This window comes from Streptomyces sp. NPDC056883 (assembly GCF_042788835.1).
Lineage (GTDB): Bacteria > Actinomycetota > Actinomycetes > Streptomycetales > Streptomycetaceae > Streptomyces > Streptomyces stoeckheimensis.
In genome coordinates this window covers 25,752-51,052 of record NZ_JBHUBS010000015.1, presented here as the reverse complement: position 1 = coordinate 51,052, position 25,301 = coordinate 25,752, and the positions used below count along the sequence as shown (strand labels likewise).

At 70.4% G+C, this 25,301-nt stretch carries 20 protein-coding genes; 10 read left to right on the top strand and 10 right to left on the bottom strand.

Going from position 1 to position 25,301, the window contains the following annotated elements:
• Nucleotides 1–22: 22 nt before the first annotated feature.
• From ACFRU2_RS30220 to ACFRU2_RS30200, 5 genes are all read right to left on the bottom strand, one after another.
• Entirely contained in the window at nt 23–1,609 is a 1,587-nt protein-coding gene (locus tag ACFRU2_RS30220; RefSeq protein ID WP_382977963.1) for an AMP-binding protein, read from the bottom strand.
• Nucleotides 1,610–1,713: 104 nt separating this feature from the next.
• Nucleotides 1,714–2,856, bottom strand: a complete 1,143-nt coding sequence (locus ACFRU2_RS30215; protein WP_382977960.1) for a DegT/DnrJ/EryC1/StrS family aminotransferase — start codon at nt 2,854–2,856, stop codon at nt 1,714–1,716.
• A 13-nt stretch (nt 2,857–2,869) separates the two neighbouring features.
• Complete coding sequence (locus tag ACFRU2_RS30210) at nt 2,870–3,418, bottom strand: cupin domain-containing protein (protein WP_382977957.1); 549 nt, start codon at nt 3,416–3,418, stop codon at nt 2,870–2,872.
• 63 nt (nt 3,419–3,481) lie between these two features.
• The gene (locus ACFRU2_RS30205) at nt 3,482–4,546 is read right to left on the bottom strand and encodes a type III polyketide synthase (protein ID WP_382977954.1); all 1,065 of its coding nucleotides are present in this window, start codon (nt 4,544–4,546) and stop codon (nt 3,482–3,484) included.
• A 292-nt stretch (nt 4,547–4,838) separates the two neighbouring features.
• Nucleotides 4,839–5,603 (bottom strand): helix-turn-helix domain-containing protein, encoded by a 765-nt coding sequence (locus ACFRU2_RS30200; RefSeq protein WP_382977951.1) that lies wholly within the window; start codon nt 5,601–5,603, stop codon nt 4,839–4,841.
• Nucleotides 5,604–6,158: 555 nt separating this feature from the next.
• Here ACFRU2_RS30200 and ACFRU2_RS30195 point away from each other — a divergent pair.
• The gene (locus ACFRU2_RS30195; protein ID WP_382977949.1) at nt 6,159–7,469 is read left to right on the top strand and encodes a multidrug effflux MFS transporter; all 1,311 of its coding nucleotides are present in this window, start codon (nt 6,159–6,161) and stop codon (nt 7,467–7,469) included.
• A 173-nt stretch (nt 7,470–7,642) separates the two neighbouring features.
• On the opposite strand, the gene ACFRU2_RS30190 is transcribed toward ACFRU2_RS30195, so the two are convergent.
• The 5 genes from ACFRU2_RS30190 to ACFRU2_RS30170 all read right to left on the bottom strand — a co-directional run bounded on the left by ACFRU2_RS30190 (nt 7,643) and on the right by ACFRU2_RS30170 (nt 15,484).
• On the bottom strand, nt 7,643–7,990 hold the full coding sequence (locus ACFRU2_RS30190; RefSeq protein ID WP_382977946.1) for a DUF3099 domain-containing protein: 348 nt from the start codon (nt 7,988–7,990) through the stop codon (nt 7,643–7,645).
• Between the two features lie 250 nt (nt 7,991–8,240).
• Entirely contained in the window at nt 8,241–9,944 is a 1,704-nt protein-coding gene (locus ACFRU2_RS30185; protein ID WP_382977945.1) for a cytochrome bc complex cytochrome b subunit, read from the bottom strand.
• A 411-nt stretch (nt 9,945–10,355) separates the two neighbouring features.
• The gene (locus ACFRU2_RS30180) at nt 10,356–11,900 is read right to left on the bottom strand and encodes an FAD-dependent oxidoreductase (RefSeq protein ID WP_382977943.1); all 1,545 of its coding nucleotides are present in this window, start codon (nt 11,898–11,900) and stop codon (nt 10,356–10,358) included.
• 177 nt (nt 11,901–12,077) lie between these two features.
• Entirely contained in the window at nt 12,078–13,517 is a 1,440-nt protein-coding gene (gene pcaB, locus ACFRU2_RS30175) for a 3-carboxy-cis,cis-muconate cycloisomerase (RefSeq protein ID WP_382977940.1), read from the bottom strand.
• A complete protein-coding gene (locus ACFRU2_RS30170) occupies nt 13,514–15,484 on the bottom strand; it encodes an FAD/NAD(P)-binding protein (RefSeq protein ID WP_382978296.1) in 1,971 nt (656 codons plus the stop codon). The genes pcaB and ACFRU2_RS30170 overlap by 4 nt, the downstream gene beginning before the upstream one ends.
• Nucleotides 15,485–16,167: 683 nt before the next feature.
• Here ACFRU2_RS30170 and ACFRU2_RS30165 point away from each other — a divergent pair.
• The 9 genes from ACFRU2_RS30165 (at nt 16,168) to ACFRU2_RS30125 (ending at nt 25,158) form a co-directional block, all read left to right on the top strand.
• Nucleotides 16,168–16,704 carry a hypothetical protein gene (locus tag ACFRU2_RS30165; RefSeq protein ID WP_382977937.1) on the top strand — a complete coding sequence of 179 codons (537 nt, stop codon included), beginning with the start codon at nt 16,168–16,170 and terminating at the stop codon, nt 16,702–16,704.
• A complete protein-coding gene (locus tag ACFRU2_RS30160; RefSeq protein WP_382977935.1) occupies nt 16,701–16,883 on the top strand; it encodes a hypothetical protein in 183 nt (60 codons plus the stop codon). Before ACFRU2_RS30165 ends, ACFRU2_RS30160 begins: the two co-directional genes overlap by 4 nt.
• 646 nt (nt 16,884–17,529) lie before the next feature.
• Entirely contained in the window at nt 17,530–18,564 is a 1,035-nt protein-coding gene (mvk, locus tag ACFRU2_RS30155) for a mevalonate kinase (RefSeq protein WP_382977932.1), read from the top strand.
• A complete protein-coding gene (mvaD, locus tag ACFRU2_RS30150; RefSeq protein WP_382977929.1) occupies nt 18,557–19,609 on the top strand; it encodes a diphosphomevalonate decarboxylase in 1,053 nt (350 codons plus the stop codon). Before mvk ends, mvaD begins: the two co-directional genes overlap by 8 nt.
• Nucleotides 19,606–20,721 (top strand): phosphomevalonate kinase, encoded by a 1,116-nt coding sequence (locus tag ACFRU2_RS30145; RefSeq protein WP_382977926.1) that lies wholly within the window; start codon nt 19,606–19,608, stop codon nt 20,719–20,721. Before mvaD ends, ACFRU2_RS30145 begins: the two co-directional genes overlap by 4 nt.
• Nucleotides 20,718–21,809, top strand: coding sequence for a type 2 isopentenyl-diphosphate Delta-isomerase (gene fni, locus ACFRU2_RS30140; protein ID WP_382977924.1), 1,092 nt, complete (start codon nt 20,718–20,720; stop codon nt 21,807–21,809). The genes ACFRU2_RS30145 and fni overlap by 4 nt, the downstream gene beginning before the upstream one ends.
• Nucleotides 21,806–22,867, top strand: a complete 1,062-nt coding sequence (locus ACFRU2_RS30135) for a hydroxymethylglutaryl-CoA reductase (protein WP_382977921.1) — start codon at nt 21,806–21,808, stop codon at nt 22,865–22,867. The genes fni and ACFRU2_RS30135 overlap by 4 nt, the downstream gene beginning before the upstream one ends.
• 2 nt (nt 22,868–22,869) lie before the next feature.
• Nucleotides 22,870–24,048: a hydroxymethylglutaryl-CoA synthase gene (locus ACFRU2_RS30130; RefSeq protein WP_382977919.1), complete on the top strand. Its 1,179-nt coding sequence runs from the start codon at nt 22,870–22,872 to the stop codon at nt 24,046–24,048.
• A gap of 132 nt (nt 24,049–24,180) precedes the next feature.
• Entirely contained in the window at nt 24,181–25,158 is a 978-nt protein-coding gene (locus tag ACFRU2_RS30125; RefSeq protein ID WP_382977916.1) for a 3-oxoacyl-ACP synthase III family protein, read from the top strand.
• Nucleotides 25,159–25,301: the final 143 nt, after the last annotated feature.

The following is a 25,301-nucleotide window of genomic DNA, read 5'->3' as shown; positions in this document are numbered from 1 at the left end:
TGAGTGATCTGTTGATCACGGATCAGGCTTGAGCCGCTGGCTGCTTCTCGAAGCGGCGGGCCAGTGCGAGGCGCTGCACCTTGAGCGTCGCGGTCCGCGGCAGCTCGGCCTGCGGGATCTGGACGGGGTCGGCGAGCTGGGGGAAGTCCTTGACCGCCGCGCGCCAGCGCTCCCGGTCCAGCGGCTTGTCGTCGGTGGTGCAGATCACCGGAATCGCCTCGGCGTTCGGGCCCTGGACCACGACCAGCTCGCTCAGCTCGTGCAGCGTGCCGAGCACGGCGTCCTCGACCGCCAGGGAGCTGGTCAGGCCGGGGATCATGTCGACCTCGCGGTCGAGCATGTGGAGGCAGCCGAACTTGGTGCGGTAACCGACGTCCCCGGTCCCCCACCAGTCGCCCTGCCGGTTGCTGTCGTAACGGTCCTGCTCACCGAAGTAGGTCTTCGCCAGACCGTCCCACGCGACCTCGATGCGGCCGGGGTTCGCCTCGGACGGGACCTTTCCGTCGCGGCTCACCACACGGACCCTCGCGGCGCCGTTCGGCATGGCCCAGCCGACGCAGCGGCCGTTCGCCTTGTGGGCGGAGTTGCGGAAGTAGGCGCGGCCGACGGCCGGACCGACCTCGCTCTGCCCGTAGATCTGGAAGAACAGGGCTCCCCGTCGGTACGAAGCCTTGAGCAGCTTGCTCATCGTTCCGGGGTGGATGGCGTCGAACGTGCTGCTGAACACCTTCACCGACCCGAACGGTGCGCGCGGGTCGTCGGCGAGCCCCTCCCACTCCATGAAGGAGTTGGGGAGCGCCTCGATGAAGGCCGGCCGGTGCTTGATGAACTGCTCGGCGATGTCGGCGGGGTCCGATTCCCGCATGAGCAGGACCGGGTACTCCTTGAGGAGCGCCAGGGACATCGCCGCGACCATCCGCGAGTGCACGAAGGGCACGTGGATGGCGACGGTCTCCTTCTTGCGCATCAGGGAGAGGAGTCGCCACTGCGGTACGAGGCGGATGCCCTGGGTGCGGGGGGTGTGCACCACGAGCTTGGGGATGCCGGTGGTGCCCGAGGTGTGGGTGATCACGGCGGCCTCGTCGATCGGCCGGACCACCGGCTTGACCCGGGGCGATCCGGCGAGCTCGGCGAGCGAGACGGTCCCCGGACGGTCGCCGGCCGAGGTGATCACCCGCCGGGTGAGGGTCGCCAGCGGCAGCTCGGCGAGGACGTCGTACTTGACTCCGTCGGTGAGCAGGGTCGGCTTGCCGACCCGCTCGAGCAGGACGCCCACGGTCGCGGGGTCCAGGGCCGGCGACAGGTTCACGACGACCGCTCCGATGCGCGACACCGCGGCGGCGAGCATCCAGTGATCGGCGTTGGCCGTCTTGTAGAGCACGACGCGCTCGTCGGGCCGGACGCCGGCCGCCCACAGGCGGCCCGCCAGGTCGTCCACGTGCCCGGCGTACTCGGCCACCGTCAGATGCCGTCCCACCTCGGGCAGGATGTCCAGATCGTGATCCAGACTGATCGGCGTCGACGGGTTCACCGCTGCGGCCATCTCCGGCAGGAGGCCGATGTGAAGGCCGCGCTTCTGTATTGATCTGTAGGCCGTTGAGCCCTTCATGGGAACTGTCTCCTTAGGGACACGCCGCGAGTTCGACGACGCACTGTGCGGAATCCTGGAGCGAGACGGATACGTCCAGCAGGCCGGGGGCCCGCGACGTGTCCCTACGCGAGCCGGGTCTTCTGGTTGTTCCGGAGCGCCTTGCGGACGGCTTCTCCGACGCGCTCGACCTGGCTCGCGGTCAGCTCGGCGTGCATGGGGATCCCCAGACCGTGGTCGAAGAGATCGGCCGAGACCGGGCACACCTGCTTGGCGTCGAACGCGGGCTGGACGTGGCTCGCGAACGTGCCGTGCAGCGAGCCGATGCCCTGGGCGCGCAGTTCGGTGGCGACCCCCGCGCGGTCCACGGTCGGGTCCAGCTGCACGATGTACGACTGCCAGGCGTGGGTGCGGTCCGCCGGCACGGTCGGCACCCGCAGGAGCTCCTCCTCGGCGAAGAGCTCGGCGTAGCGCGTGGCGACGGTGGCCCGCCGCGCGAGGAGCTCCTCGATCCGGCCCAGCTGCACGTGAAGGATCGCCGCCGCGATGTCGGACATCTTGAAGTTGTAGCCGATCTCCGTGAACTGGGGGATCGGCAGGCCGATCACCTCGCCCTGGTCGAAGATGCTGCCGATGCCGAAGGACGCACGCTGCCGGGCGTCCAGACCGATCGCCGGGTCGGTGGCGATCAGGGCGCCGCCCTCACCGCTGGTGGCACCCTTGCGCCCGTGGAAGGACAGGACGGCCACCTCGGCCAGCGAACCGGCCTCGCGCCCCTTGTACTTGGCACCCACCGCACAGGCGGCGTCCTCGACGATCCACAGTCCGTGGCGGTCGGCTATCGCCTGCAGTTCGTCGTAGTCCGCGGGAAGGCCCACGGTGTCGACGGCGATGATCCCCACGGTCCGCGGGGTGACCAGGGCCGCCACCGCCTGCGGGTCCACGGTGCCGGTGTCGCGGTGGACGTCGGCGAAGACCGGGGTCGCGCCCACGTAGCGCACCGCGTGGGCCGGAGCCGGGAACGTGTAGTCGGCGACGATGACCTCATCGCCCGGCTGGACGCGCAGCGCGAGCATCGCCAGGTGCAGCGCGGCCCCGGCGTTGCTCACCGCGACCGCGTCACCGGCCCCGTACCGCTCCTTGAGGAGCACCTCCAGGGCCTTGCCCTTCGGGCCCTGCCCGGCCGGCCAGCCGGAGGCGAAGACCTCTGCGACCGCTGCCAGTTCCTGCTCACCCAGACTGGCGTGAACGAGGGGAATCTTTTCCACGGTGGTCATCCTTCTAGGCGGGCTGTGCTGCCGGCTGGGGGTCTCGGAGCACGGGCGGTTCGAAGCGCATCGGCGTCAGCTGGTGGACGTCGTAGCGCTTGCGCATCTCCTCCACGGCCGCGGGGTCCACGGTCCGGCCGGTCGACCAGATCTCCGTGATCTCCTCGAAGTAGTGCTCGTGCTCGGGGGAGGGGTAGCTCTGGAAGAGCATGGTCGTCGGCTTGTCCGACGGGTTCCTGAACGCGTGCGGGGTGCCCGGCGGGACGAACATGCAGCTGCCCGCGCCCACGCGGACGACCCGGTCACCGGCGGCGGACTCCCAGTGGTGCCAGGTGTCGTGCGTACGCTCGGTCGGCTCGAAGCACAGGAGCTCCAGCTCGCCTTCCAGGACGTAGAAGAACTCCTGGGATTCGGTGTGCACGTGTGCACCGACGTCGAAGCCCGGCGGGACCACCACCTCGAAGATCGAGATGATCGAGCCCTCCTCCGCGGTGGCCTTGAAGGTGACTTCCTGCGCCTTTGTGACCAGCTTCCGCCCCTGGCCGGCGGGGACGATACTCATGCGTTTTCGCTTCCTTTCTACGTACGGGATCCCCGTCACGGGGGGATGTGCTCGTCGGGGGGCTCAGTCGTGGAGCGGAGCGTCCACGGACCAGCGACCGAGCGCCATCTCGGCGGTGATGCCGGGACCGAAGCCGGCGATCAGGCCCTTGGCGTCGTGCGCCGGGGCGTCCTCCTCGAAGAGGCGGCGAGCCGCGTCGAAGACGACGGCGCTGGCGATGTTCCCGTACTCGCTCAGGGTCGCCCAGCTGTGGCGGAACACCTTGCGGTCGACGTTGAGGAACTTGGCGAGGTCGTCCAGGATGCGCGGGCCGCCCGCGTGGACGATGTAGAAGTCGAGGTTGCCGGCGTCCCAGGTGTGCTTCTGGGCGAACTCGCGCAGCACCGGCGCCAGCGGCTCCATCGTGCCGGGGACACGGCGGTCGAGCTGGAAGTGGAAGCCGGTGTCGCGGACGGCGTAGGAGATCCAGTCCTCGGTGTTCGGGATGACGTAGGAGGCGTTGCGCTCCAGGTCGATGCCGACACCACCTTCGGCGCGCACCACGGCGGCCGCGACGGCGTCGCCGAACAGTCCGTCCGACAGCAGCGAACCGATGTCGTCCATGTCCGGCTGGTAGCACAGCGAGCAGAACTCGCAGGCCACGATCAGGACGTTGCTGCCCGGGTGGGCCAGGATGAAGTCGTGGGCGCGGTTGACCGCCGCGCCGCCCGCCGCGCAGCCGAGCTGGGCGATCGGGATCTGGACGGTGTCGGGACGGAACCCGAGCTTGTTGATCAGCCAGGCCGTCAGCGACGGCATGAGGAAGCCGGTGCAGGACACGTAGATGATCGCGTCGACCTCACGGGCCGACAGGTCGGCGTTCTTCAGGGCCTCTTCGATGGCCGCGGGGGTCCGCTTCTTCGATTCGACCTCGTAAATGCGGTTGCGTTCCGTGAGACCCGGGTGGCTGAGCGTCTGCTCGATGGGCTGAACGAGGTGCCGCTTCTTGACTCCCGTGTTCCGGATCAGTCGAAGCGCCAGGGGCAGCTGCGGCTTTCCGGCGTGGGCCTTCTCGGCGAACTCGAGGGTTTCTTCCACCGTGATGATGTTTTCCGGCGCGTGTACGGCGGGCTTGCAAAGCCTGGGCATATCTGGCTCAACTTTCTCTAGAGTCTGCCTTTTGTAGGTGAAGGTCTTTCACGCACTCCCGGTGTTGCCCATGCGGGCGATACCGAGGTCGGCTGCACGCCGTGAGTACGGCGCCTTGCGCCCGGCGTCCGATGCCACTCGCGACCGTCTTCGAAGCTCGGTGCGGTGGCGCGGAGCGGGCGCGCGTCTGGGGGTGGCACCACCCGCCGCCGGCATCCGTCCGCTGACGACCGGCATCCCGGTGGGGAGCCCGGCGGTCAGCGGAGGGATGCCGGCGGACCCTGCCGGGGGGTCACGCCGCGATCGGCTGCGCGCCGATGTCCATCAGGGCGGAGAGGATCGGCGGCTTGGTCCAGTCCAGGGGGGACAGGGTGATGTCGAGGCGGTGTGCCGTGTCGCCCTTCACCGGCACCGGGCCCACGGTGGCCATCAGCCGCGTGGGACCGGGATCGGCGGTGTTGTCGGGGTGGCTGCCCTGGGCCACGGCGTGGATGTACCAGGTGCCGGTGGGTATGCGCGCCAGCGTGAAATCGCCCGCCTCGGACGCGTTGCTCCAGGAGACGGGGGCCCCCTGGAGTATCGGGCTGTCGAACACGCCGACATGGATGGGCGACAGGACGGAGCCCGCGGTGCGCAGGACTCCCGTCACGGATCCGGTCGGCAGGCTCTGCGGTGCGGGCAGCGGCGCGGCCGCCACCGGCTCGGGCGATCCGGGCTCCAGCGTCTCGTCGCGGGCCGAGAGCGACAGCTTCCGGTACTGGGTGGGGGAGAGCCCGACCGACTCGGTGAACCGGCGGGTGAAGCTGCCCGCGCTGTTGTAGCCGACCTGCACCGAGACGTCGGCGACGTTCAGCGAGGTGCTCAGCAGCAGCCGCTTCGCCTCCTGGAGCCGCACGGCACTGAGGAACCGGCCCGGAGTGACACCGGTGACCCGGGTGAACATCCGCAGGAAGTGGTACTTGCTGACCATCGCGCTTCGCGCCAGCTCATCGAGGCTCAGCGGTTCACCGAAGCGTTCGCGGATCGTGCTGACGGCATGCTGAACTAGGTGCTCCATGAAGGGCTCCTGATTACGGTCACTGGGCCGGTACTGCAGCCGGAGGTCCTGAGCGGGGACGGGCTGGTGGCGGAACCCGGACGGAGCCGGGGCCGGGAGCCCATCGCTCGGTGGACCGACGCGAAGGCCACGCACACGGGATGATCCCCGAGTGTGCCGCGAAGCAGCGGAATGTGACCGTGGCGTTAGCCGAATTCAACCGGCCCTCAAGTGAAGGCGTATATGCCCTGCGGGCGGCTGCGAGCGTGGGGATTACCGACTCGAACGCAAGGGGCCCGGTCTCGCCGGCACCTGCCGACGGATGCTGCTCAATCCACCACCGTGCGGCGGGATTTGGGCAGGGGAGGCGTGCTGAAATAGTGACACGCTTGAGAGTTCACGCCAAGGCCGCTTCAAAGTGACGTGGGTCACGTCAATTGATTCCGCCGTTTGTTTCGTCCGCGAGCGCCCGTATGCCGGAGGCGCGGACAACGCACGAGTAATTCACCACTCGTTCTGAAGGGGCCTGCGGCACCATCGGCGGGAAACTCATACGACTTAGATGTGGAGGGGCGAATGTCTCAGCGCACCGGGGGTCCCACCGCCGGGAGTCAGCAGATCCGAGGGGCACCGCACGGCAGCCGTACTCCGATCGACGAGGGTGGGGCGCGGCGCCGGACCGGGCTCCTCGTCACCTTCATGCTCGGCGCCCTCGCCGCGGTACCGCCGCTGTCGATGGACATGTACCTTCCAGCCCTCCCGGAGGTCTCCCGCGGTCTCGACGCGTCCTCCACCACCGTCCAGCTGACCCTCACCGCGTGCCTCACCGGCATGGCGCTCGGGCAGCTCATCGTCGGTCCGATGAGCGACAAGTGGGGGCGTCGCAGGCCTCTGCTGATCGGGCTGCTCGTCTACATAGTGGCCACTGCGGTCTGCGCCTTCGCGCCCACCGCCGAGGTGCTGGTCGGCTTCCGGCTGCTGCAGGGTCTGGCGGGTGCGGCCGGGATCGTCATCGCCCGCGCAGTCGTACGCGATATGTACGACGGCCTGCAGATGGCCAAGTTCTTCTCCACCATGCTGATGGTGTCGAGCCTCGCCCCGATCCTCGCGCCGATCATCGGCGGGCAGATGCTGCGGGCCACCGACTGGCGGGGCATCTTCATGGTCCTCGCTGCGATCGGCATCGCCCTCACGGTGCTGGTCTGGCGCCGGCTGCCCGAGACCCTCCCCGTCGAGAAGCGGAACTCCGGCGGGGTGCGCGCCACGCTGTGGATCATGCGCGGGCTCCTCGCCGACCGGATCTTCACCGGGTACGTGCTCACGAACGGCTTCGCGTACGCCGCGCTGTTCTCGTACATCGCCGCCTCGCCGTTCGTGATCCAGGAGATCTACGGGGCGTCGCCGACGACCTTCTCGCTGCTCTTCGGCCTCAACTCGCTCGGCCTGATGATCGTGAGCCAGGTCAACGGAAGGGTCCTGTTCGGCCGGGTACGGCTGGACAAGGCCCTCGGGATGGGCCTCGGCATCATGGTTCTCGCCGGAATCGGCCTGCTGTCGGTGGCGGCGGGCGTCTTCGGTCACGCGGGCACCATTCCGATCGCGGTGGGACTCTTCGCCATGATCTCCGCACTCGGTCTGGTCCTGCCCAACACCCAGGCGCTCGCCCTGATGCGCACCCCCCACGCCGCGGGTTCCGCCTCCGCGCTGGTCGGCACCTCCTGCTTCATCATGGGCGCCATCGCCTCGCTGTTCGTCGGCATCGCGGGCAAGACGACCCCGGTGCCCATGGCCGCGGTCCAGCTGGGCAGCGCACTGGCGGCGATCACCTGCTTCCTCGCCGTGTGCCGTCCCTGGCGCAACAGCCCGGCGGAGCCGGCGAAGGGCTGATTCCACGACGGCCGGGCGCCCGCTCCGAACGGAGCCGGTGCCCGGCCGTCGTCGTACCGCAGCCGTTCGTCTTCGCTCCGCTCCTCCCACGCCGATCGGCCCCGCCCCCCACTGCTCGGGGGGCGGGGCCGATCGGCGTGGGAGGAGCGGAGCGGCGTGCGGGGGAAGTCCGGTCAGCCCGCCGCGTTCCGTTCGGGCGGCAGGATCAGGGTGGGTTCCAGGAGGACGCGGGTGAGGGGCTCCTCGCGGACCAGCTTCAACGCCGGGCGGGCCCCCCGCTGCTGGGTCCAGCCGGCCTGGGCGGCCACCACGGCCAGGTACGGGATGACGACCCCGCCGGCCAGGGCGCACAGGGCGAGGACGGGCCAGCGGTTCCAGGTGGCGGCCATCACGACGACGCACGCGGTGCGCACCCCCATGGCGGCGATGTACCGGCGCTGGCGGCCGCGCACGTCCTGCGTCAGACCGGTGCGGGCCCGGGTGATGGACTCGGGCTCCCGGTTCCATGGGCTTCTGCTCATCGGGCCTCCGTGGACGGTCCGGCGCGGGCGCCGGATTGCCGGAAAGGGATCGGGTCCTGCTGAGCTGGGCAAGGGTCCCGCTGCGTTCGGACATTCGCCATGCTGTGGCGGTGCGCTCCTGAACGGCTGGAGTCTGCGTCGGGCGGCCGTGCCCGCACCGCCCGACGGAACGACGACGGCGCGGGTGACCGTCTCCTGATCACCCGCGCCGTCGTCTACCAGGCCCGGTCTCCCGGGCCGTGCCGCCGGATCAGTGCAATACCTGATCCGGCTCCCGCCCCTCGACGGGGGTCTTGTGGCCGGCTTCCCCATGCCCGCCGGCGGAGTGGCCGAGGTGCTCCAGCGCCTCCTGCATCTCCTGCGCGGTCGGTGCCGGGACCTGCCCGCCGTAGAGCCAGCGGCTGAGCCGGTAGCGCAGCGCCTCCTTGCGGCTCTGGGGATTGGGCACGCCGTCGTGCTCCGGCTCCGGAGCCTCCAGCGGCTTGTAGGGCTCCTTGGTGAGCAGGGCGTACTCCCGGCCGCGGTCGAGGCGCTCGTGCACCTCCACGAACTCGCCGTGCGGCAGCCGCCGGATCTTTCCGGTCTCGCGGCCGTGCAGGAGCTTGTCGCGGTCGCGCAGCTGCAGCGCCAGACAGATGCGCCTGGTGACGATGTACGTCAGAGCCGGGACGACGAAGACTCCGATGCGGACGCCCCACGTGATCGAGTTCAGGGACAGGTTGAAGCGCTCGGCCAGGATGTCGTTGGCGCCGCCGAAGAACAGCACCATGTACAGAGAGACGAAGGCGATGACGAACGAGGTCCGCGTGGGGTGGTCGCGCGGCCGGTCGAGGAGGTGGTGCTCGCGCTTGTCCCCGGTGACCCAGGCCTCCAGGAAGGGCCACAGTGCGATCACGGCCATCATCACCGTCGGCAGGACGACGGCCGGGAGCAGGACGCCCATGTTGATGGTGTAGCCGCCGGGGATGACGAACTCCCAGGCCGGCATGGCGCGCAGCGCCCCTTCGAGGAAGCCCATGTACCAGTCGGGCTGTGAGCCCTGGGAGATCTGGTCCGGCCGGTAGGGGCCGAACACCCACACGGGGTTGATCTGGGCGATGCCCGCCATCAGCGCGAGCACTCCGGTGACCAGGAAGAAGAAGCCGCCGGCCTTGGCCGTGTACTGCGGCATCAGCGGCTGGCCGACCACGTTCTGCTCGGTGCGGCCAGGACCCCGGAACTGGGTGTGCTTGTGGTAGAAGACCAGGATCAGGTGGACCGTGAGCAAGGCCGCGACGATCGCCGGGATCAGCAGGATGTGGATGCTGTAGAACCGGGGGATCACGTCGAAGCTCGGGAACTCGCCGCCGAACAGGAACAGCGTCAAGTACGTGCCGACCACCGGAATGGCGAGCGTGACGCCCTCGGCGATGCGCAGGCCGGTGCCGGACAGCAGGTCGTCGGGGAGCGAGTACCCGACGAAGCCCTCCAGGGTGACCAGCACGAGCATGCTGAAGCCGATCAGCCAGTTGGCCTCGCGCGGCTTGCGGAACGATCCGGTGAGGAGGTGGCGCAGCGTGTGGATGCAGAGCGCGCCGATCATGACCAGGGCCGACCAGTGGTGCAGCTGCCGGATGAACAGGCCGCCGCGGATCTCGAAGCTGATCTTGAGGGTGGAGGCGTAGGCCTCCGACATCCGCATGCCCTGCATCGCTGTCTGCGGGCCGTCGTAGACGACTTCGCCCATGCTCGGGTTGAAGAACAGGGAGAGCCAGACGCCGGTGAGGATCAGCATGATGAAGCTGTAGAGGGCTATCTCACCGAACATGAACGACCAGTGGTCTGGGAAGACCTTGCGGATCATGAACTTGAAGTGGTAAATCCCGAGCCGTGAGTCCGCCCAGTCGGCTATGCGCTCACCCTTGGGGGGCGCAGTGGTGCGCGTGCTCTGCGGTGCTGTGTCGGTCGTGCTCATACCCGCGCACCCTTCCCTCGCCGCTCGGTCATCACGGGCGTAACCGGTCCGGCCTGTGCGAGGCCGACGGTGGAAGGGGCCTGCCGCGGCGCAAGCCGACCCGTGCCCTGGAGCGGTTGGAACGCTATCCACCTGCGGTGGGGCCGGACAACCGGACTTGAGCCGAACTCCTGCCCGGACTCGACTGGTTCTCGAGCGAGTTGCGAGTCGTACGGCTCGACAACCGACTCCTTCGTGCCTACCCGGCGAGATCGCCCGGCCGGGCTGGTCGTGCTCACCGGACACTGGTCAATCAGGGCTAACCCCATACCGGTTAATTGCTCCACTCTCGTCATACGGGAAGCGTATGACTGGGCTACGCACGGTGCGCGGCCGGGGCCAGCTTGCGGCGTGGCGCCGCGACCGGACGGCTCACGGCCGCTGCCGCTCAACGGCCGGCGCCGCGGCCGGCCACTGCGCCGACGAGCCAGTGGGGTGCACCCGTGCGGAGCCGACGGAGACGCCGATGGCGGGGATGCCCGTGGCGGGGGAGCGGCGCTGTCGCGCGTTCGCGCCGTGGGTGGTGCTGGGCGGCGTCTCGGACGCCGCGCCGCGGCGGCCCCGGAGCGCGGTCAGGAGCACGCGCGGCCGCAGCGCCGCGCCGGGCGGGGCTTCCGCCGCGAGCAGCTCCAGGAGCAGCGCCGCCGCATGCGGGCCGGTGGTCGCGGCGGCCGCGATCCGGTCCGCGTACCACCTGCCGATCCGGGCGCGCAGTCCGGCCGGTGCCTCCTGGCCGTCCGTCGCCGCGCGCAGGCCGCGGGTGCTCGACTGCCAGGCGGGGGCCAGTCGGTGGGCCAGGGCCTGGCGTAGCCGGAAGCCGATGCCGACGGCGGTGCCGTGGCTGCTCAGCATCTGGTCGAGGACGAGGGCGGACTGTATGGCGAGGGTCATGCCGTGGCCGTGGGCCGGGTCGAGTGCCGCGAGGGCGTCGCCGACGACGACGAACTGGTCGGGCCAGCGGCGCAGGCTCTCGTAGTGGCGCCAGCGGTTCTCGGCGCGGCCGCCGCTGTAGACGGGGCCGAGCGGTGTTGCGGCCCCGATGACGTCGCGCAGGAGCGGGTGGCGCAGGGCGCCCGCGGCACGCAGCAGTGCCTCGTGGTCGCCGGGCGGTGCCTCGCCGTCGCTCGAGGCCAGCGACACCGACCAGCGGCCGCCTTCGATGGGGTTGAGCATGCCCTGGTGGGGGTTGCCGGCCGAGGCCGTGAGTAACAGGCCCTTCCAGTCGGCCACATGGCCTATGGGCGGGGCGAACACGGCGGTGGTGTACGAGGTCCGGGCGTCGGCGACGGTCTCCCTGGGGCTCTCGTAGCCGAGCTCCGCCAGCCAGCGCGGGGCGCGGGAGCCGCGTCCGGAGGCGTCCACCACGAAGTCGGCTGATATCAGGCGCAGCGCGGCCCAGCCGTCGGTTGCCTTGCGGTCCCTGCCACGTGCCCACACGCCGCTGACGGTGTCGTTGGGGCCGGGCTCCAGGGAGACGACCTCGTGCTCCTGCAGGAAGGTCACCTTGGGGTCGGCGCGCAGCCGGTCGCGTATCACCGCGTCGATCAGATCGCGGCTGGCGCTCAGTATCGACAGGTCCGAAGCGAACCGGGGCAGCCAGCCGCCCGGGCCGAGCACCAGCATGTCCTCGGCCATGCGCACGCGGACGGCCCCGGCGGCGGTCAGCTCCCTGCCGATGCCGGGGAACAGCTGCTCCAGGCCCCGCTGGGCGGCGCTCGTCAGGCTGTGGGTGTGCCGGGCCTGGGGAACGCCCCTGCGCCGTCCGGGTCCGCGCGGCACCCAGTCGCGCTCGATCACGGTGACCCGGTCCATGAAGTTGGCCAGGGCCCGCCCGGCCGTCAGCCCGGCCAGGCTGGAGCCGATCACCACGGCGTGGCCGTGGCCGCCCCCGCCGACAACACGCGCGTCAAGACTCAACTCGGCTGCCCCTCCCGATCATCGTGGTTGCATCATGCTGCGCGCGGCCGGACCGGGGGGCGCGGCTCGGCCGCAGGCAGAGCCGGATTCGAACGGGTCTCGAGCCGGTCTCGAGCGGATGCGGAGCGGACGGACCGCCACGCGCGGGCCGGGACCGCCCGCGCCGGCCGCCTCCGGTCAGGGCGCCGGGTTGCGCCCCTGCCCCGGTACGGTGAGGGCCCGGTCGACCAGAGCGCCGGCGGCGCCCGTGTAGCCGGCCGGGTCCAGCAGGGCGGCCGCCTCCTGCGGGCTCAGCACGCCCGCGAGCTCCGGCAGTTCGCCCAGTACGTCGGCCAGCGGCCGGCCGGACCCGGAGGCGAGCAGTGAGGCGCGGGTCAGTAGATCCTTGGCGGCCACCTTGCCCAGATGCGGTGCGAGAATGGCCGAAACCCTCTCGGACACCAGCTGCCCGCCGGTCGCCTCGAGGTTGGCCTGCATCTGCTCCGTGTGGACGGTGAGTCCCCGCACGAGTTCGAGGGCCGTGTGCGCGGCGCCGCCGGTGAGGCGCAGGCATTCGCGCAGCGGCTGCCACTCGGCGTGCCACACCCCGGCCGATCGCTCGTCCTCGGTCGACAGGCACTGGACGAGTACGGTGGCCAGCGCGGGCACTTGCAGCGCCGCGGAGCGGATCAGGGTCGCGAGCACGGGGTTGCGCTTGTGCGGCATCGCCGACGAGGCGCCCCGCCCGGCGACCGCCGCTTCCGCCACTTCGCCGACCTCGGTGCGGGCGAGCACCAGCACGTCGGCGGCGATCTTGCCGAGGGCCGCGGCGGTGTGGGCGAGCGCGGCCCCCAGGTCGGCGATGGGGGTGCGCAGGGCGTGCCAGGGCAGTACGGGGACGGCCAGGCCCGTCTCTGCGGCGAAGGCGGCGACGAGTCGGTCGACTACGACCGCGGGGTCGGCCTCTTCCCCCGCGTACTGCAGATAGCCGGCCAGTGTTCCGGCCGCTCCGCCGAGTGCCACGGGAAGCCCGCCGTGAGCCACCCGTTCGAGGCGTTCGGCCGCGTCCAGGACCAGCTGGCGCCACCCGGCCGCCTTGAGCCCGAAGGTGGTGGGCACGGCGTGCAGGGTCAGGGTGCGGCCCGCCATGACCGTGTCCCGGTGCGCCGCCGCCAGGCCGCCCAGAGCGTCGGCCACGGCCCGCAGGTCGGCGACGATCAGACCCAGCGCACGCGCCGCCACCAGCATCGCCCCGGTGTCGAAGACGTCCTGGCTGGTGGAGCCGCGGTGCACGTACTCCGCGGCCTCCGGCGACTGCTTCGCGACCACGGCGGTGAAGGCCTTGACCAGCCCCACCACCGGGTTCGCGGTCTCGCGCGCGGCGAGCGCGAGCTCCCGTACGTCCAGCAGTTCCGCACGGGCGGCGGCCGTGATGGCCTCCGCCGCCCGTGCGGGTACCGTGCCGCAGCGCGCCTGTGCGCGGGCCAGGCCCGCCTCCGCGTCGAGCATGGCCTGCAGCCAGGCGGTGTCGCTCACGGCCGCCTCGACGGGGGTGCCCGCCCGGACCGGCGAGAGCAGCCCGACGTCCAGTCGGGCGGCGGGTGCTCCCGCCCGACCGGACTCGTGGGAGGAGGTCATGCGCCCGCCCGCACGCTCGGGGCCGGCACGGTGGCGCGGACCCCGGCGTCCGTGACGGCGAGGACCGCCGCCGCGATGGCGTCGGAATCCTCGAGGGTCACCGACCCGACACCGGGCCGGATGCCCGCGGCGGTCACCCAGTGCACGGACTCGGTGGGCACCCCGTAGGCGAAGCGCCGCGGATGCGGCACGCCCCGTACGTCGATCAGGTGGTAGGGCCGTTCGGACACGGCGAGACCACCGGTCTCGTAGTCCGCGCCGTTCTCGCCGGGAATGCGGTACGGACGGCACTGTCCGGTACGCAGCAGCTGGCTCATCAGCGGGTCCGCGGTGCGCCGCAGGTCGATCTCCGGCAGACGGGCCTCGATGAGCACCGTGGCCCGCACGCGCACGTCCGGGATCTCGCTCGACGTGACGGTGAAACAGGGACCGGACGGGTCCTGGGCGTCGGCGCTGACGCGCAGTCCGGGGCCGGTCACGTCGAGGATGCCCGCGTCCATGAGCGCGGCCATCTCCTCGATGCGGGACGCCGGGGGACCGATCGACAGATAGGCGTTGAGCGGTGTGTACCAGCGGTCGAGGCCGTCGCGGTGGGACTCCGCGGTCAGGCCCGCGTGGTCGACGGCGAGCCGCAGCTCGTTGCGCAGGTCCCGCAGGACGTCGAGCGCGGCCTTGACCGGCCCGCTGACGTTGCCCTGGCGGGCCAGGCGGACGTCCTCGTCGAGGTGGCTGCGCAGCCAACCGCGGAAGCTGGCCAGATCGCGGCATTCGGCGGCGCCGTAGGGGCGGGCGACGCGCTGCCAGTCCCAGCGCTCGGCCGCGCCGATCCCGACCTCGTCGAGAAGCCGGTCCTCTTCCTCCCCGGGCTCGACGTGCAGATACCGGTCGGTGAACTCCGCCCTGTGGGAGGGAAGTTCACCTCGCTCTGCGAGCAGCGCCGTGTAGTAGACGCCGCACACCTCCTTGGAGACCAGCGGCCACAGGTCGGCGGCGAAGTCGATGGACCCGCGACGGGCGTCCCGGGCTCGCAGCTCTGAGATGTACCCGGCGGTCAGGAGCCGGGGGTAGTAGCGGCCGTGGGCGCCCTTCTCGTTCTCGCCGCGTGCCTGATAGGGCACGCCGCGCCGGGAGCCGGCGTACAGGCGCGGCTCGAGGCCCGAGGGCCGGTAGACCAGACGGCCGTCGACACGGGTGAAGACGCCGCCCCGGCCGTGGGTGAACAGGGCCATGTAGTCGAAGAAGTTCAGCCCGAGTCCGCGGAGCAGTACGTTCTGGCCGGGCTGGATGCCCGACAGGTCCACGTCGGCCGGATTGGCGGGCGTGAGGTAGGTCAGTCCGTGCCGGGCGGCGAAGCCGGTCAGCTCGCGCTCGGTGTCCGTGAGCAGGACCGGTACGTGGCCCTGGGCGAGGACGACGGCGGACAGGCCGGAAAGCCGGGTGCCGTCTTCGAGTATGACGGTCTGCGGCCCGGTGTGCCCCGTCTCGGATTCCTCCAGGGCGACGGCGCGCAGCGGGTGCGTCCGTACGGTCACGTGCTGGGCGGCGTTCGCGACGACCTGCTGGAACGCCCAGGTCAGGTAGCAGCCGTAGAGGGCGCGTGTGGGATAGGTGTCGGGGCCCAGCCGGCCCACCTCGGAGAGGATCTCCTCGTCGTAGCCGCCGTCGCGAGCCGTCTCGAGCGAACCCGCCTCCAGCGACTTGGCCCACTCGTACAGGCTCGGCCCCTCGTCCAGCGGACCGTCGATGCGGACGCTGGCGTCGGTGTAGACCGTCACCTGCGAGGAGACCGTGTTCATCAGCAGGTGCCGGGACTGCGAGGGCCGCCACACGCGTCCCGAGCCCGGCGGATCCGGGTCGACGACGTGCACGGTGACCGAGTCCCAGCGGGGCGACTTGCCCTCCTGCGCACAGAGCCGCTCCAGTACGGAGAGCCCTCGGGGCCCGGCACCGATGAGGCCTATCTCCACGTGCGCCGCCCCGCTGTCCCCGGGGTGCGGGAGGGGATCCCAGGCGGCCGGGTGGTCTGAGGGGAACAGGTTCCCCGGGGAAAACTGAACGGCCGCCGTCACCGGCGGCCCTGCGGTGAGTTCGGCGATTAGTGCGCCTGCGTCTCCGTGTGTTCCGTTCACAGCGCCTCCTTCCTCCGTCACCGTCGGCGCACGCGCTCCACTAAGGCTCGGGTCCAGGTGGAAGGGGGCTTGAGGGCGGTGCCGCGGACGGCCGGCGCCGGTGCCCGCCCAGGCGGACGACCCCGTCCGCGCGTCTGCGGAACCACCCGAGTCGCGCGCGGCCGGGGCTACATCGGGCCTCTACCGCAGGTCGTTACTTTCAGTGGCGGGCCTATCCCCGGGGATAAGGAATTTCGGCGAACCGGGGAACTGCACCTAGGTCTACAAGGGACGCTCGAGAGTCCGGAGTTCTCTCAGACCAGGGTCGGCTGCGAAAAGGAAAATCTCCACGCTCCTGAATCGCTGCCAATCATGATTCAAGTGCCGCGGTCGGCATGGTGACCCCACGCACCGCCAACGATCGCGGGGGCGAGCCACCTCGTGAAGGAGATTCGATGAAGGTTCACCCGTGCCCCAGAAGGCACGCCCAGGAGACCCTCGCCGCCGACGGGTCTGTGCTCTGCGTCCCTTGCATCAGGCAGGTGGCCCGCAGCCTGCGCACGCTGCCCGTCCTCCATCAGGAAACCCTCCACCACGTGTCGCCGACGCCCAGGCGGACGAACCCGACGAAGGTTTCGGGAAGTCGGAACCGGGACCACCTGAACATCTCCGTGCTCGACACCCGGCACAACATTCTCGCCGTCCTCGAATCCTGGTCGGGGACGGTCGTGGAAAAGCTGGGCAGTGTCGCCCCGGACCGCTCCGTCCTCCAGATGGGCCGCTTCCTGATGGCGAACCTGGAATGGATAACTGCGCAGCCCATGGCCCCCGACTTCGCGGACGAAATCGAAAGCATCAGCGCCGAATTGCGCCGCACCATCGACCCCGACCCCGTTGACGTCCATTCGCTGATCAGGAAGTGCGTCGTGGACAACTGCGGAGGGACGATCACCCCCTCTCCGCAGCGGGACGCGGGCGAAAGCAGCATCAAGTGCTCGTCGGGGCACTCGTGGGAGATGCGGGAATGGCTCACTCTGCGAAAGCTCATCGAGCGGCAGCGGGAGAGTGTCAGCGCATGACCAAACCGCCGCGTCACCGGCTCGTCCCGACGAATGTGGCCGCCCTCGCCGTGGGTGTGACCGAAGCGACCATCCGGAAATGGGTGAGCCGGGGGAAGATAACCCGCTACGGTGCGCCGGGCCGATCGGAGTTCGACATCGAGGAGCTCACGACGATCGCCCAGCGCCGCCACCACTGACCGGCGGCTCCCTGCTCGCCCGTCGGTGCACGAGGGATTCCGGGCCGGCCGCCGAGCCGGCCCGGACCCATGCCCGGACCCATGCGCTGACCTCGCATCAGCACCCGCCCCGGACCCGTCAAGGGTCCGGGGCTTTCTTGTGCCCCGACTTCCCGGAAGTGACCCACGTCACTTTTGGGGGTCTTGGCGTGAGGGTTCCGCCCGTGTCACTATTTACGGACGTCTTCCCTGCCCAAAAATGGTTATGGACACGGGAGTTCGGTATCAACGACCGGTCCGCGAAGACGGACCGAGTCCCTGCAGGATGCCTGGTTCGGCGTCCGTGCTCCTCTGCCTCCCGCGTGATCGTGCCCCTGCCGCACGCGAGGAGTGCACCGTCCCCGTCGTCCGGCTGCAAGCGTAGCCGGACGCGTGGCCAATACAGCTGACTGCTTGTCACGTCATGCCCGCAAGGGGCTCGAGGCGCGCGAATTTCGCTGTCGCGGACGTGAACGGCACGGATCCGGGCGGCCGGCTCGATCTCTCTGGAGACCGTCGGGAAAACATCCCCGGCCCGTGAATTCCCCTAGGTGACCACACTCTTGGGGATACCTGGATCTGATTTCCTGGTTCATTCCTTCCTAGGATTCTGGATGATGCGATCTCAATGCAAATACGACAAGGGGAGCTGAGTGCGTTGACTGTACCGACCTCGGCGGTGGGGATTCCAGAAAGCCACTGGGTTCGCTCAGTCGGTACCGGCCGCGCCCACGCCAAGTCCATTTTGCTGGGGGAGCACGCGGTCGTTTACGGAGCTCCGGCGATCGCCGTGCCGGTTCCGCAACTGCCGGTGACGGCAAGCGCCGGATGGTCCTCCCACAGCCGTGGCGAGCCGGGCGGCGTGTCCTTCACGATGACCGGTTCCGCCGTTCGGCGGGTCGGGACGCAGGGTTCGGAGGGGCTGCACCGGCTCACCGCCGAATTCAGGGCGGTCATGGGCATGGAGGACAGCCCGCACCTCGATGTGATCATCGACGGTTCGGTCCCGCCCGGCCGGGGGCTCGGATCCAGCGCGGCGTGCGCGCGCGCCGTGGTCCTCGCCCTTGCCGACCTCTCCGGCCGCGAGGTGTCGGAGAGGACCGTGTTCGACCTGGTGCAGACCGCCGAGAACGTGGCGCACGGCCGGGCCAGCGGCGTCGACGCCATGGCGGTCGGCGCGTCCGCCCCGCTGCTGTTCCGAGAGGGCGATGCCCGGGAACTGAGCGTCGGCTGCGACGGATTGTTCATCGTCGCGGACAGTGGCGTCATCGGCAGCACCAAGGAAGCGGTCGGTCTGCTGCGCGAGGGATTCCAGCGCCATGCCGGGGCCCAGGAGCGGTTCGTGGGCCGCGCCACGGAGCTGACCTACGAGGCCGTGCTCGCCCTCGCCGACGGCAAGCCGGAGGAGCTCGGCTCGAAGCTCACCGAGTACCACGGCCTGCTCCGTGCGGGCGGTCTCAGCACCGACCGGATCGAGGCCATGGTGGGCGCCGCGCTCGAGGCGGGCAGCCTCGGCGCCAAGATCACCGGAGGCGGTCTGGGCGGCTGCGTGATCGCACTGACCCAGCCGGAACAGGCCCGGGAGGTCACCCGGCAGCTGCACGAAGCCGGGGCCGTACAGACGTGGGTCGTGCCGCTGAGGAGGGACGGCAGCCATGTCTGAGCAGCAGAGCACTCTGATCCTGCCCCGCGAACGGGCCGGTGCCGCAGAGGCCACCGCCGTCGCGCACCCGAACATCGCGCTGATCAAGTACTGGGGCAAGCGCGACGAGCAGCTGTTCCTGCCCTGGACCAGCAGCCTGTCACTGACCCTGGACATCTTCCCCACGACCACCCGGGTCCGGCTCGACGCCGATGCGGGTCACGACGAAGTGACCTTCAACGGCGTGCCCGCGACGGGCGAGGCGGAGCGGCGCATCACCGCCTTCCTCGACCTGGTACGGGAGAGGGCCGGTCACCCCCACCGGGCCGTCGTGGACACCCGGAACACCGTCCCCACCGGAGCGGGCCTGGCCTCCTCCGCCAGTGGCTTCGCCGCCCTCGCCGTCGCGGCCGCCGCCGCGTACGGGCTCGGCCTCGACGCCACCGCGCTGTCCCGCCTGGCCCGGCGCGGATCCGGGTCGGCCTCGCGGTCGATCTTCGGTGGCTTCGCCGCCTGGAACGCGGGCACCCACACGGCTCCGGCCGCCGAAGCCGACCTCAGCTCCTACGCCGAGCCGGTCGCCACGGCGGAACTCGACCCCGCACTGGTCATCGCGGTGGTCAACGCCGGCCCCAAGGACGTGTCCAGCCGTGTCGCCATGCGCCGCACGGTCGACACGTCACCGCTGTTCGAGCCGTGGGCCGAATCGAGCAAGGACGACCTGGTCGAAATGCGGGCGGCGCTGCTGCGCGGCGACCTCGACGCGGTGGGCGAGATCGCGGAGCGCAACGCGCTCGGCATGCACGCCACCATGCTGGGGGCGCGCCCGGCGGTGCGCTACATGTCGCCCGCCTCCCTCACCGTGCTCGACAGCGTTCTGCAGCTCAGGCGGGACGGAGTGTCCGCCTACGCGACCATGGACGCCGGGCCGAACGTCAAGGTGCTGTGCCACCGGGCCGACGCCGAGCGGGTCGCCGAGGTCGTGCGCAGCGCCGCCGCGGGCGGCTCGGTGCACATCGCCGGTTCCGGTCCGGGAGCCGGTCTGCTGGAAGAAGGCGGGCGATGACCGCCGAGCGAACGGTTGTCCGCAGTGCGCCGGGCAAGTTGTTCGTCGCGGGCGAGTACGCGGTGGTGGAACCCGGGACTCCGGCGATCCTGGTGGCGGTGGACCGGGAGATCACGGTCACCGTGTCGGGCTCCGGAGAAGCCGACGTGGTGATTTCCTCCGACCTCGGTCCGCTGGCGGTGCGCTGGCAATGGCGGGACGGCCGGCTCCACGTGGACGGCGAAGAGGACGAGCAGGGCGCGCGGAACGCACTGGCACACGTGGTGTCGGCGATCGAGACCGTGACCCGGCTGCTGGCCGAACGCGGTCTGCCCGTTCCCGCACTGAGCGTCTCCGTCAGCAGCCGGCTGCACGACAACGGTCGGAAGTTCGGCCTGGGATCGAGCGGCGCGGTCACCGTGGCCACCGTGGACGCCGTCGCCTCCTTCTGCGGGCTGGAGCTGTCGCGCGACGCCCGGTTCCGGCTGTCCCTGCTCGCCACCGCCGCCATCGACCCCAAGGGATCCGGCGGCGACCTCGCCGCCAGTACGTGGGGCGGCTGGATCGCGTACCAGGCACCCGACCGGGAGTTCGTGCTCGACCTCGCCCGCCGCCAGGGCGTCCAGGAAGCGCTGCGCGCACCCTGGCCGGGTTTCGCCGTACGCCGGCTCCCGCCGCCGAGCGGCCTCTGCCTGGAGGTCGGCTGGACCGGAAAACCGGCCTCCACCACCTCGCTCGTGGCCGGCCTGCACCGGCGGACCTGGCGGGGCACCGAACCGCACCGCAAGTTCGTGGAGACCAGCACCGACTTCGTACACGCCTCGATCGCCGCACTCGAAGCCGGTGACGGCCCGGGGCTGCTGCACCAGATGCGCCGGGCCCGGCAGGAACTGGCCCGCCTGGACGAAGAGGTCGGCCTCGGCATCTTCACGACCGAGCTGACCGCGCTGTGCGAAGCCGCCGAAGGCGTCGGCGGCGCGGCCAAGCCCTCGGGGGCGGGAGGCGGCGACTGCGGCATCGCCCTGCTGGACACGGAAGCTCCGCACGACATCTCACAAGTACGCGAACGGTGGATCGCTGCCGGGGTGCTTCCCCTGCTCGTCCGTCCCACCATCGAAGGGAACGAGGAATGAGCGCTCAGCGCAAGGACGATCACGTCCGGCTCGCCATCGAGCAGCAGGACACACGCAGCGGGATCAACCAGTTCGACGAGGTGTCGTTCGTCCACCACGCGCTGGCCGGCATCGACCGGCCGGACGTCTCCCTGGCCACGACCTTCGCCGGGATCTCCTGGCAGGTGCCGCTCTACATCAACGCGATGACCGGCGGCACCGTCAAGACCGGCGCCATCAACCGGGACCTGGCGATCGCCGCCCGCGAGACCGGCGTGGCCATCGCGTCGGGCTCCGTGCACGCGTACTTCAAGGACCCGTCGTGCGTGGACACCTTCCGCGTACTGCGCCAGGAGAATCCGGACGGATTCGTCATGGCGAACGTCAACGCGACGGCCAGCGTCGAGAACGCCCGGCGCGGCATCGACCTGCTCGAGGCCAACGCCCTGCAGATCCACATCAACACGGCTCAGGAAACGGCCATGCCGGAGGGCGACCGGTCCTTCGGGTCCTGGATCTCGCAGATCGAGAAGATCGTCTCCGCCGTAGACGTCCCCGTGATCGTCAAGGAGGTCGGCAACGGCCTGAGCCGCGAGACCGTCCTGACGCTCCAGCAGCTGGGCGTACGCGTGGCGGACCTGGGCGGCCGCGGCGGCACCGACTTCGCCCGCATCGAGAACGGCCGCCGGGAACTGGGCGACTACGCGTTCCTCGACAACTGGGGACAGTCCACCGCCGCCTGCCTCCTGGACGCGCGGGGCGCCGGCCTCCCCGTCCTCGCCTCCGGAGGCGTCCGCAACCCGCTCGACGTCGCCCGCGCGCTGGCGCTCGGTGCCTCCGGCGTCGGAGCGTCCGGAGTCTTCCTGCGCACCCTGCTCGACGGCGGTGTCGAGGCACTGATCGCACAGCTCACGAACTGGCTCGACCAGCTCGCGGCCCTTCAGACCATGCTCGGCGCGCGCACCCCCGCGGACCTCGCGCACTGCGACGTCCTGATCCAGGGCACCCTCCGCTCCTTCTGCGCCGACCGCGGCATCGACACGCGGCACCTCGCGCAGCGCTCCAGCTCGATCGACGCCCTCCACGAGATGACGGGAACCACACGATGACCGACACGCACGCGATAGCCGGCGTCCCGATGAAGTGGGTCGGGCCCGTCCGCATCTCGGGCAACGTCGCCGAGACCGAGACCCACGTCCCCCTCGCCACCTACGAGACCCCGCTGTGGCCCTCCGTGGGCCGCGGGGCCAAGGTGTCCAGGCTGGCCGAGAAGGGCATCGTCGCCACCCTCGTCGACGAGCGGATGACCCGTTCGGTGCTCGTCGAGGCCACGGACGCGCAGACCGCGTACACCGCGGCCCGCGCCATCGAGGCGCGGATCGACGAGCTCCGCGACGTGGTGCGCGCCGGCAGCCGGTTCGCCCAGCTGCTCGCCATCCGGCACGAGATCAACGCCAACCTGCTGTTCCTGCGCTTCGAGTTCTCCACCGGCGACGCCTCCGGCCACAACATGGCCACGCTCGCGTCCGAAGCACTCCTGACGCACCTGCTGCAGACCATTCCGGGTATTTCCTACGGCTCGATCTCCGGCAACTACTGCTCGGACAAGAAGGCCACCGCGATCAATGGCATCCTCGGCCGCGGCAAGAACGTGGTCACCGAGATCCTCATCCCGCGCGACGTGGTGACCGGCACCCTGCACACGACGGCCGCCAAGGTCGTCGAGCTGAACATCCGCAAGAACCTCCTGGGCACCCTGCTCGCCGGCGGCCTCCGCTCGGCGAACGCCCACTACGCGAACATGCTGCTCGCCTTCTACCTCGCGACGGGCCAGGACGCGGCCAACATCGTCGAGGGCTCCCAGGGCGTCACGATGGCCGAGGACCGGGACGGCGACCTGTACTTCGCCTGCACCCTGCCGAACCTGATCGTCGGCACGGTGGGCAACGGCAAGGGCCTCGGGTTCGTGGAGACGAACCTGACCCGCCTCGGCTGCAAGGCCGACCGCGAGCCCGGCGAGAACGCGCGTCGGCTCGCCGTCATCGGAGCGGCAACGGTGCTGTGCGGGGAGCTCTCGCTGCTCGCGGCACAGACGAACCCCGGCGAACTCATGCGATCGCACATCCAACTGGAACGCGACAACAAGACAGCAAAGGTTGGTGTCTAGGCATGTCCAACAATTCTTCCATCGGAATTCACGATCTGTCGTTCGCGACGACCGAATTCGTCCTGCCCCACAAGGTGCTCGCCGAACACAACGGCACCGAGATAGGCAAGTACCACATCGGCATCGGCCAGAAGTCGATGAGCGTGCCCGCCGCGGACGAGGACATCGTCACGCTGGGCGCCGCCGCCGCCGCGCCCATCATCGCCAAGCACGGCAGCGACAGGATCCGTACGGTCGTGTTCGCGACGGAATCCTCGATCGACCAGGCCAAGGCCGCCGGCATCTACGTCCACTCCCTGCTCGGACTCCAGTCGGCCTGCCGCGTCGTCGAACTGAAGCAGGCCTGCTACGGGGCGACCGCGGCCCTCCAGTTCGCCATCGGCCTCGTCCAGCGCGACCCCGACCAGCAGGTCCTCGTGATCGCGAGCGACGTCTCCAAGTACGACCTGGACAGCCCGGGCGAGGCCACCCAGGGCGCGGCCGCGGTGGCCATGCTGGTCAGTGCGGATCCCGCCCTGGTGCGCATCGAGAACGCCTCGGGGCTGTTCACCGCCGACGTCATGGACTTCTGGCGGCCGAACTACCGCACCACCGCGCTGGTCGACGGACAGGAGTCCGTTCAGGCCTACCTGCAGGCCGTGGAAGGCAGCTGGAAGGACTACGGGCAGCAGGGCGGCCGCTCCCTCGAGGAGTTCGCCGCGTTCTGCTACCACCAGCCGTTCACGAAGATGGCGTACAAGGCCCACCGCCACCTGCTCAACCACGTCGGCCTCGTCGACACCGACAAGGAAGACGTCGAGCGCGTCATCGGCCAGACCGTGGCCTACAACGCCGTCATCGGCAACAGCTACACCGCGTCGGTCTACCTCGGCCTCGCCGCGCTGCTCGACCAGGCCGAGGACCTGACCGACCGGGCCATCGGCTTCCTCAGCTACGGCTCGGGCAGCGTCGCCGAGTTCTTCGCGGGGACCGTCGTTCCGGGCTACCAGGACCACCTGCGGTCCGAGGCGAACCTCGACGCGATCGCCCGGCGCAAGCCGATCGAGTACGCCGACTACCGGGAGCTGCACGAGCAGTCCTTCCCGACCGACGGCGGCGACTACTCCACCCCGTCGCAGACCCACGGGCGCTACCGGCTGGCCGGCATCAGCGGTCACAAGCGCATCTACCAGGCGCGCTAGGGCTTCCTTTTGAGGGCCCGCAGGTACGTGGGCAGCCCATGGGGGCTGCCCACGTACGGGCCCGCCACGGCCGCGCGCCAGGCGGCCATTTCACACACCGGTCTCCACACCATTTGAGGGGAGGGCAGCCGCATGACCGACGTCAGGATCCTCGGTACGGGTGCCTATGTGCCTGATCGAGTCGTTTCCAACGACGAGGCCGCTGCGGCAGCCGGGGTCGACGACGCATGGATCACCCAGAAGACCGCGATCCGGGAACGGCGCTGGGCCGCCGATGACCAGGCCACCTCGGACCTGGCCACGGCCGCGGCACGGGCCGCGCTGGAGTCGGCGGGCATCACCGCCGAACAGCTGTCCGTGATCGTGGTCGCCACCTCCACGCCCGACCGGCCCCAGCCGCCCACGGCCGCCTACGTGCAGCAGAACCTCGGCGCGGTCGGCGCGGCGGCCTTCGACGTCAACGCGGTCTGTTCCGGCATGGTGTTCGGGCTCTCCGCGGCCGAAGGCGTGCTCGCACGGCGCGGAGGCCACGCCCTGGTCATCGGTGCCGACCTGTACTCGCGCATCCTGAACCGGGCCGACCGCAAGACGGTCATCCTCTTCGGAGACGGCGCCGGCGCACTGGTCCTCGGGCCGGCCGACCGGGGCCCGCGCGTCCGCAACGTCGCCCTGCACTCGTTCGGTGAACTGTCGGGCCTGATCGAGGTGCCCGCCGGCGGCAGCCGGACACCCCTGGACCACGACGCGCTCGAGGCGGGTCTGCAGTACTTCACCATGGACGGGCGGGGCGTACGCAACTTCGTCGAGGACAGCCTGCCGCAGCTGGTCAAGGAGTTCCTCCACGAGTCCGGTGTCGTCCCCGACGACATCAGCCACTTCGTGCCCCACCAGGCCAACGGCGTCATGCTCGACAGCGTGTTCGCGGGCTTGGACCTGCCCCGTGCCACCATGCACTGGACGCTCACCCGCTACGCCAATACGGGAGCCGCGTCCCTCCCGATCACTTTGGACTCGGCCGCCCGTTCCGGTGCCTTCCGCCCCAACGACCTGATCCTCATGGCCGGCTTCGGCGGGGGGATGTCGGTGGGGTTCGCGCTCGTCGAGTGGTGAACGCGCCACACCCTTCGAAACCGCGCGCCCGAGGGGCCGCGGTTTCGAAGGGTGTGGCGACGGGGCTTTGCCCAGGAGCAGGAGAGGGACGTCGCGTGGGGCGGATGCCGCCCCCGTCTCTTCTCCCCCCCTGACGCTGCCGA

Coding starts and splice junctions, on each gene's coding strand:
- ACFRU2_RS30185 (WP_382977945.1), bottom strand. CDS start 9,944: ATGAGCACGACCGACACAGCACCGCAGAGCACGCGCACCACTGCGCCC.
- ACFRU2_RS30205 (WP_382977954.1), bottom strand. CDS start 4,546: ATGCCCAGGCTTTGCAAGCCCGCCGTACACGCGCCGGAAAACATCATC.
- ACFRU2_RS30135 (WP_382977921.1), top strand. CDS start 21,806: ATGACCGACACGCACGCGATAGCCGGCGTCCCGATGAAGTGGGTCGGG.
- ACFRU2_RS30200 (WP_382977951.1), bottom strand. CDS start 5,603: ATGGAGCACCTAGTTCAGCATGCCGTCAGCACGATCCGCGAACGCTTC.
- ACFRU2_RS30190 (WP_382977946.1), bottom strand. CDS start 7,990: ATGAGCAGAAGCCCATGGAACCGGGAGCCCGAGTCCATCACCCGGGCC.
- ACFRU2_RS30210 (WP_382977957.1), bottom strand. CDS start 3,418: ATGAGTATCGTCCCCGCCGGCCAGGGGCGGAAGCTGGTCACAAAGGCG.
- ACFRU2_RS30125 (WP_382977916.1), top strand. CDS start 24,181: ATGACCGACGTCAGGATCCTCGGTACGGGTGCCTATGTGCCTGATCGA.
- fni (WP_382977924.1), top strand. CDS start 20,718: ATGAGCGCTCAGCGCAAGGACGATCACGTCCGGCTCGCCATCGAGCAG.
- ACFRU2_RS30130 (WP_382977919.1), top strand. CDS start 22,870: ATGTCCAACAATTCTTCCATCGGAATTCACGATCTGTCGTTCGCGACG.
- ACFRU2_RS30195 (WP_382977949.1), top strand. CDS start 6,159: ATGTCTCAGCGCACCGGGGGTCCCACCGCCGGGAGTCAGCAGATCCGA.
- ACFRU2_RS30220 (WP_382977963.1), bottom strand. CDS start 1,609: ATGAAGGGCTCAACGGCCTACAGATCAATACAGAAGCGCGGCCTTCAC.
- mvk (WP_382977932.1), top strand. CDS start 17,530: ATGCAAATACGACAAGGGGAGCTGAGTGCGTTGACTGTACCGACCTCG.
- ACFRU2_RS30160 (WP_382977935.1), top strand. CDS start 16,701: ATGACCAAACCGCCGCGTCACCGGCTCGTCCCGACGAATGTGGCCGCC.
- pcaB (WP_382977940.1), bottom strand. CDS start 13,517: ATGACCTCCTCCCACGAGTCCGGTCGGGCGGGAGCACCCGCCGCCCGA.
- mvaD (WP_382977929.1), top strand. CDS start 18,557: ATGTCTGAGCAGCAGAGCACTCTGATCCTGCCCCGCGAACGGGCCGGT.
- ACFRU2_RS30145 (WP_382977926.1), top strand. CDS start 19,606: ATGACCGCCGAGCGAACGGTTGTCCGCAGTGCGCCGGGCAAGTTGTTC.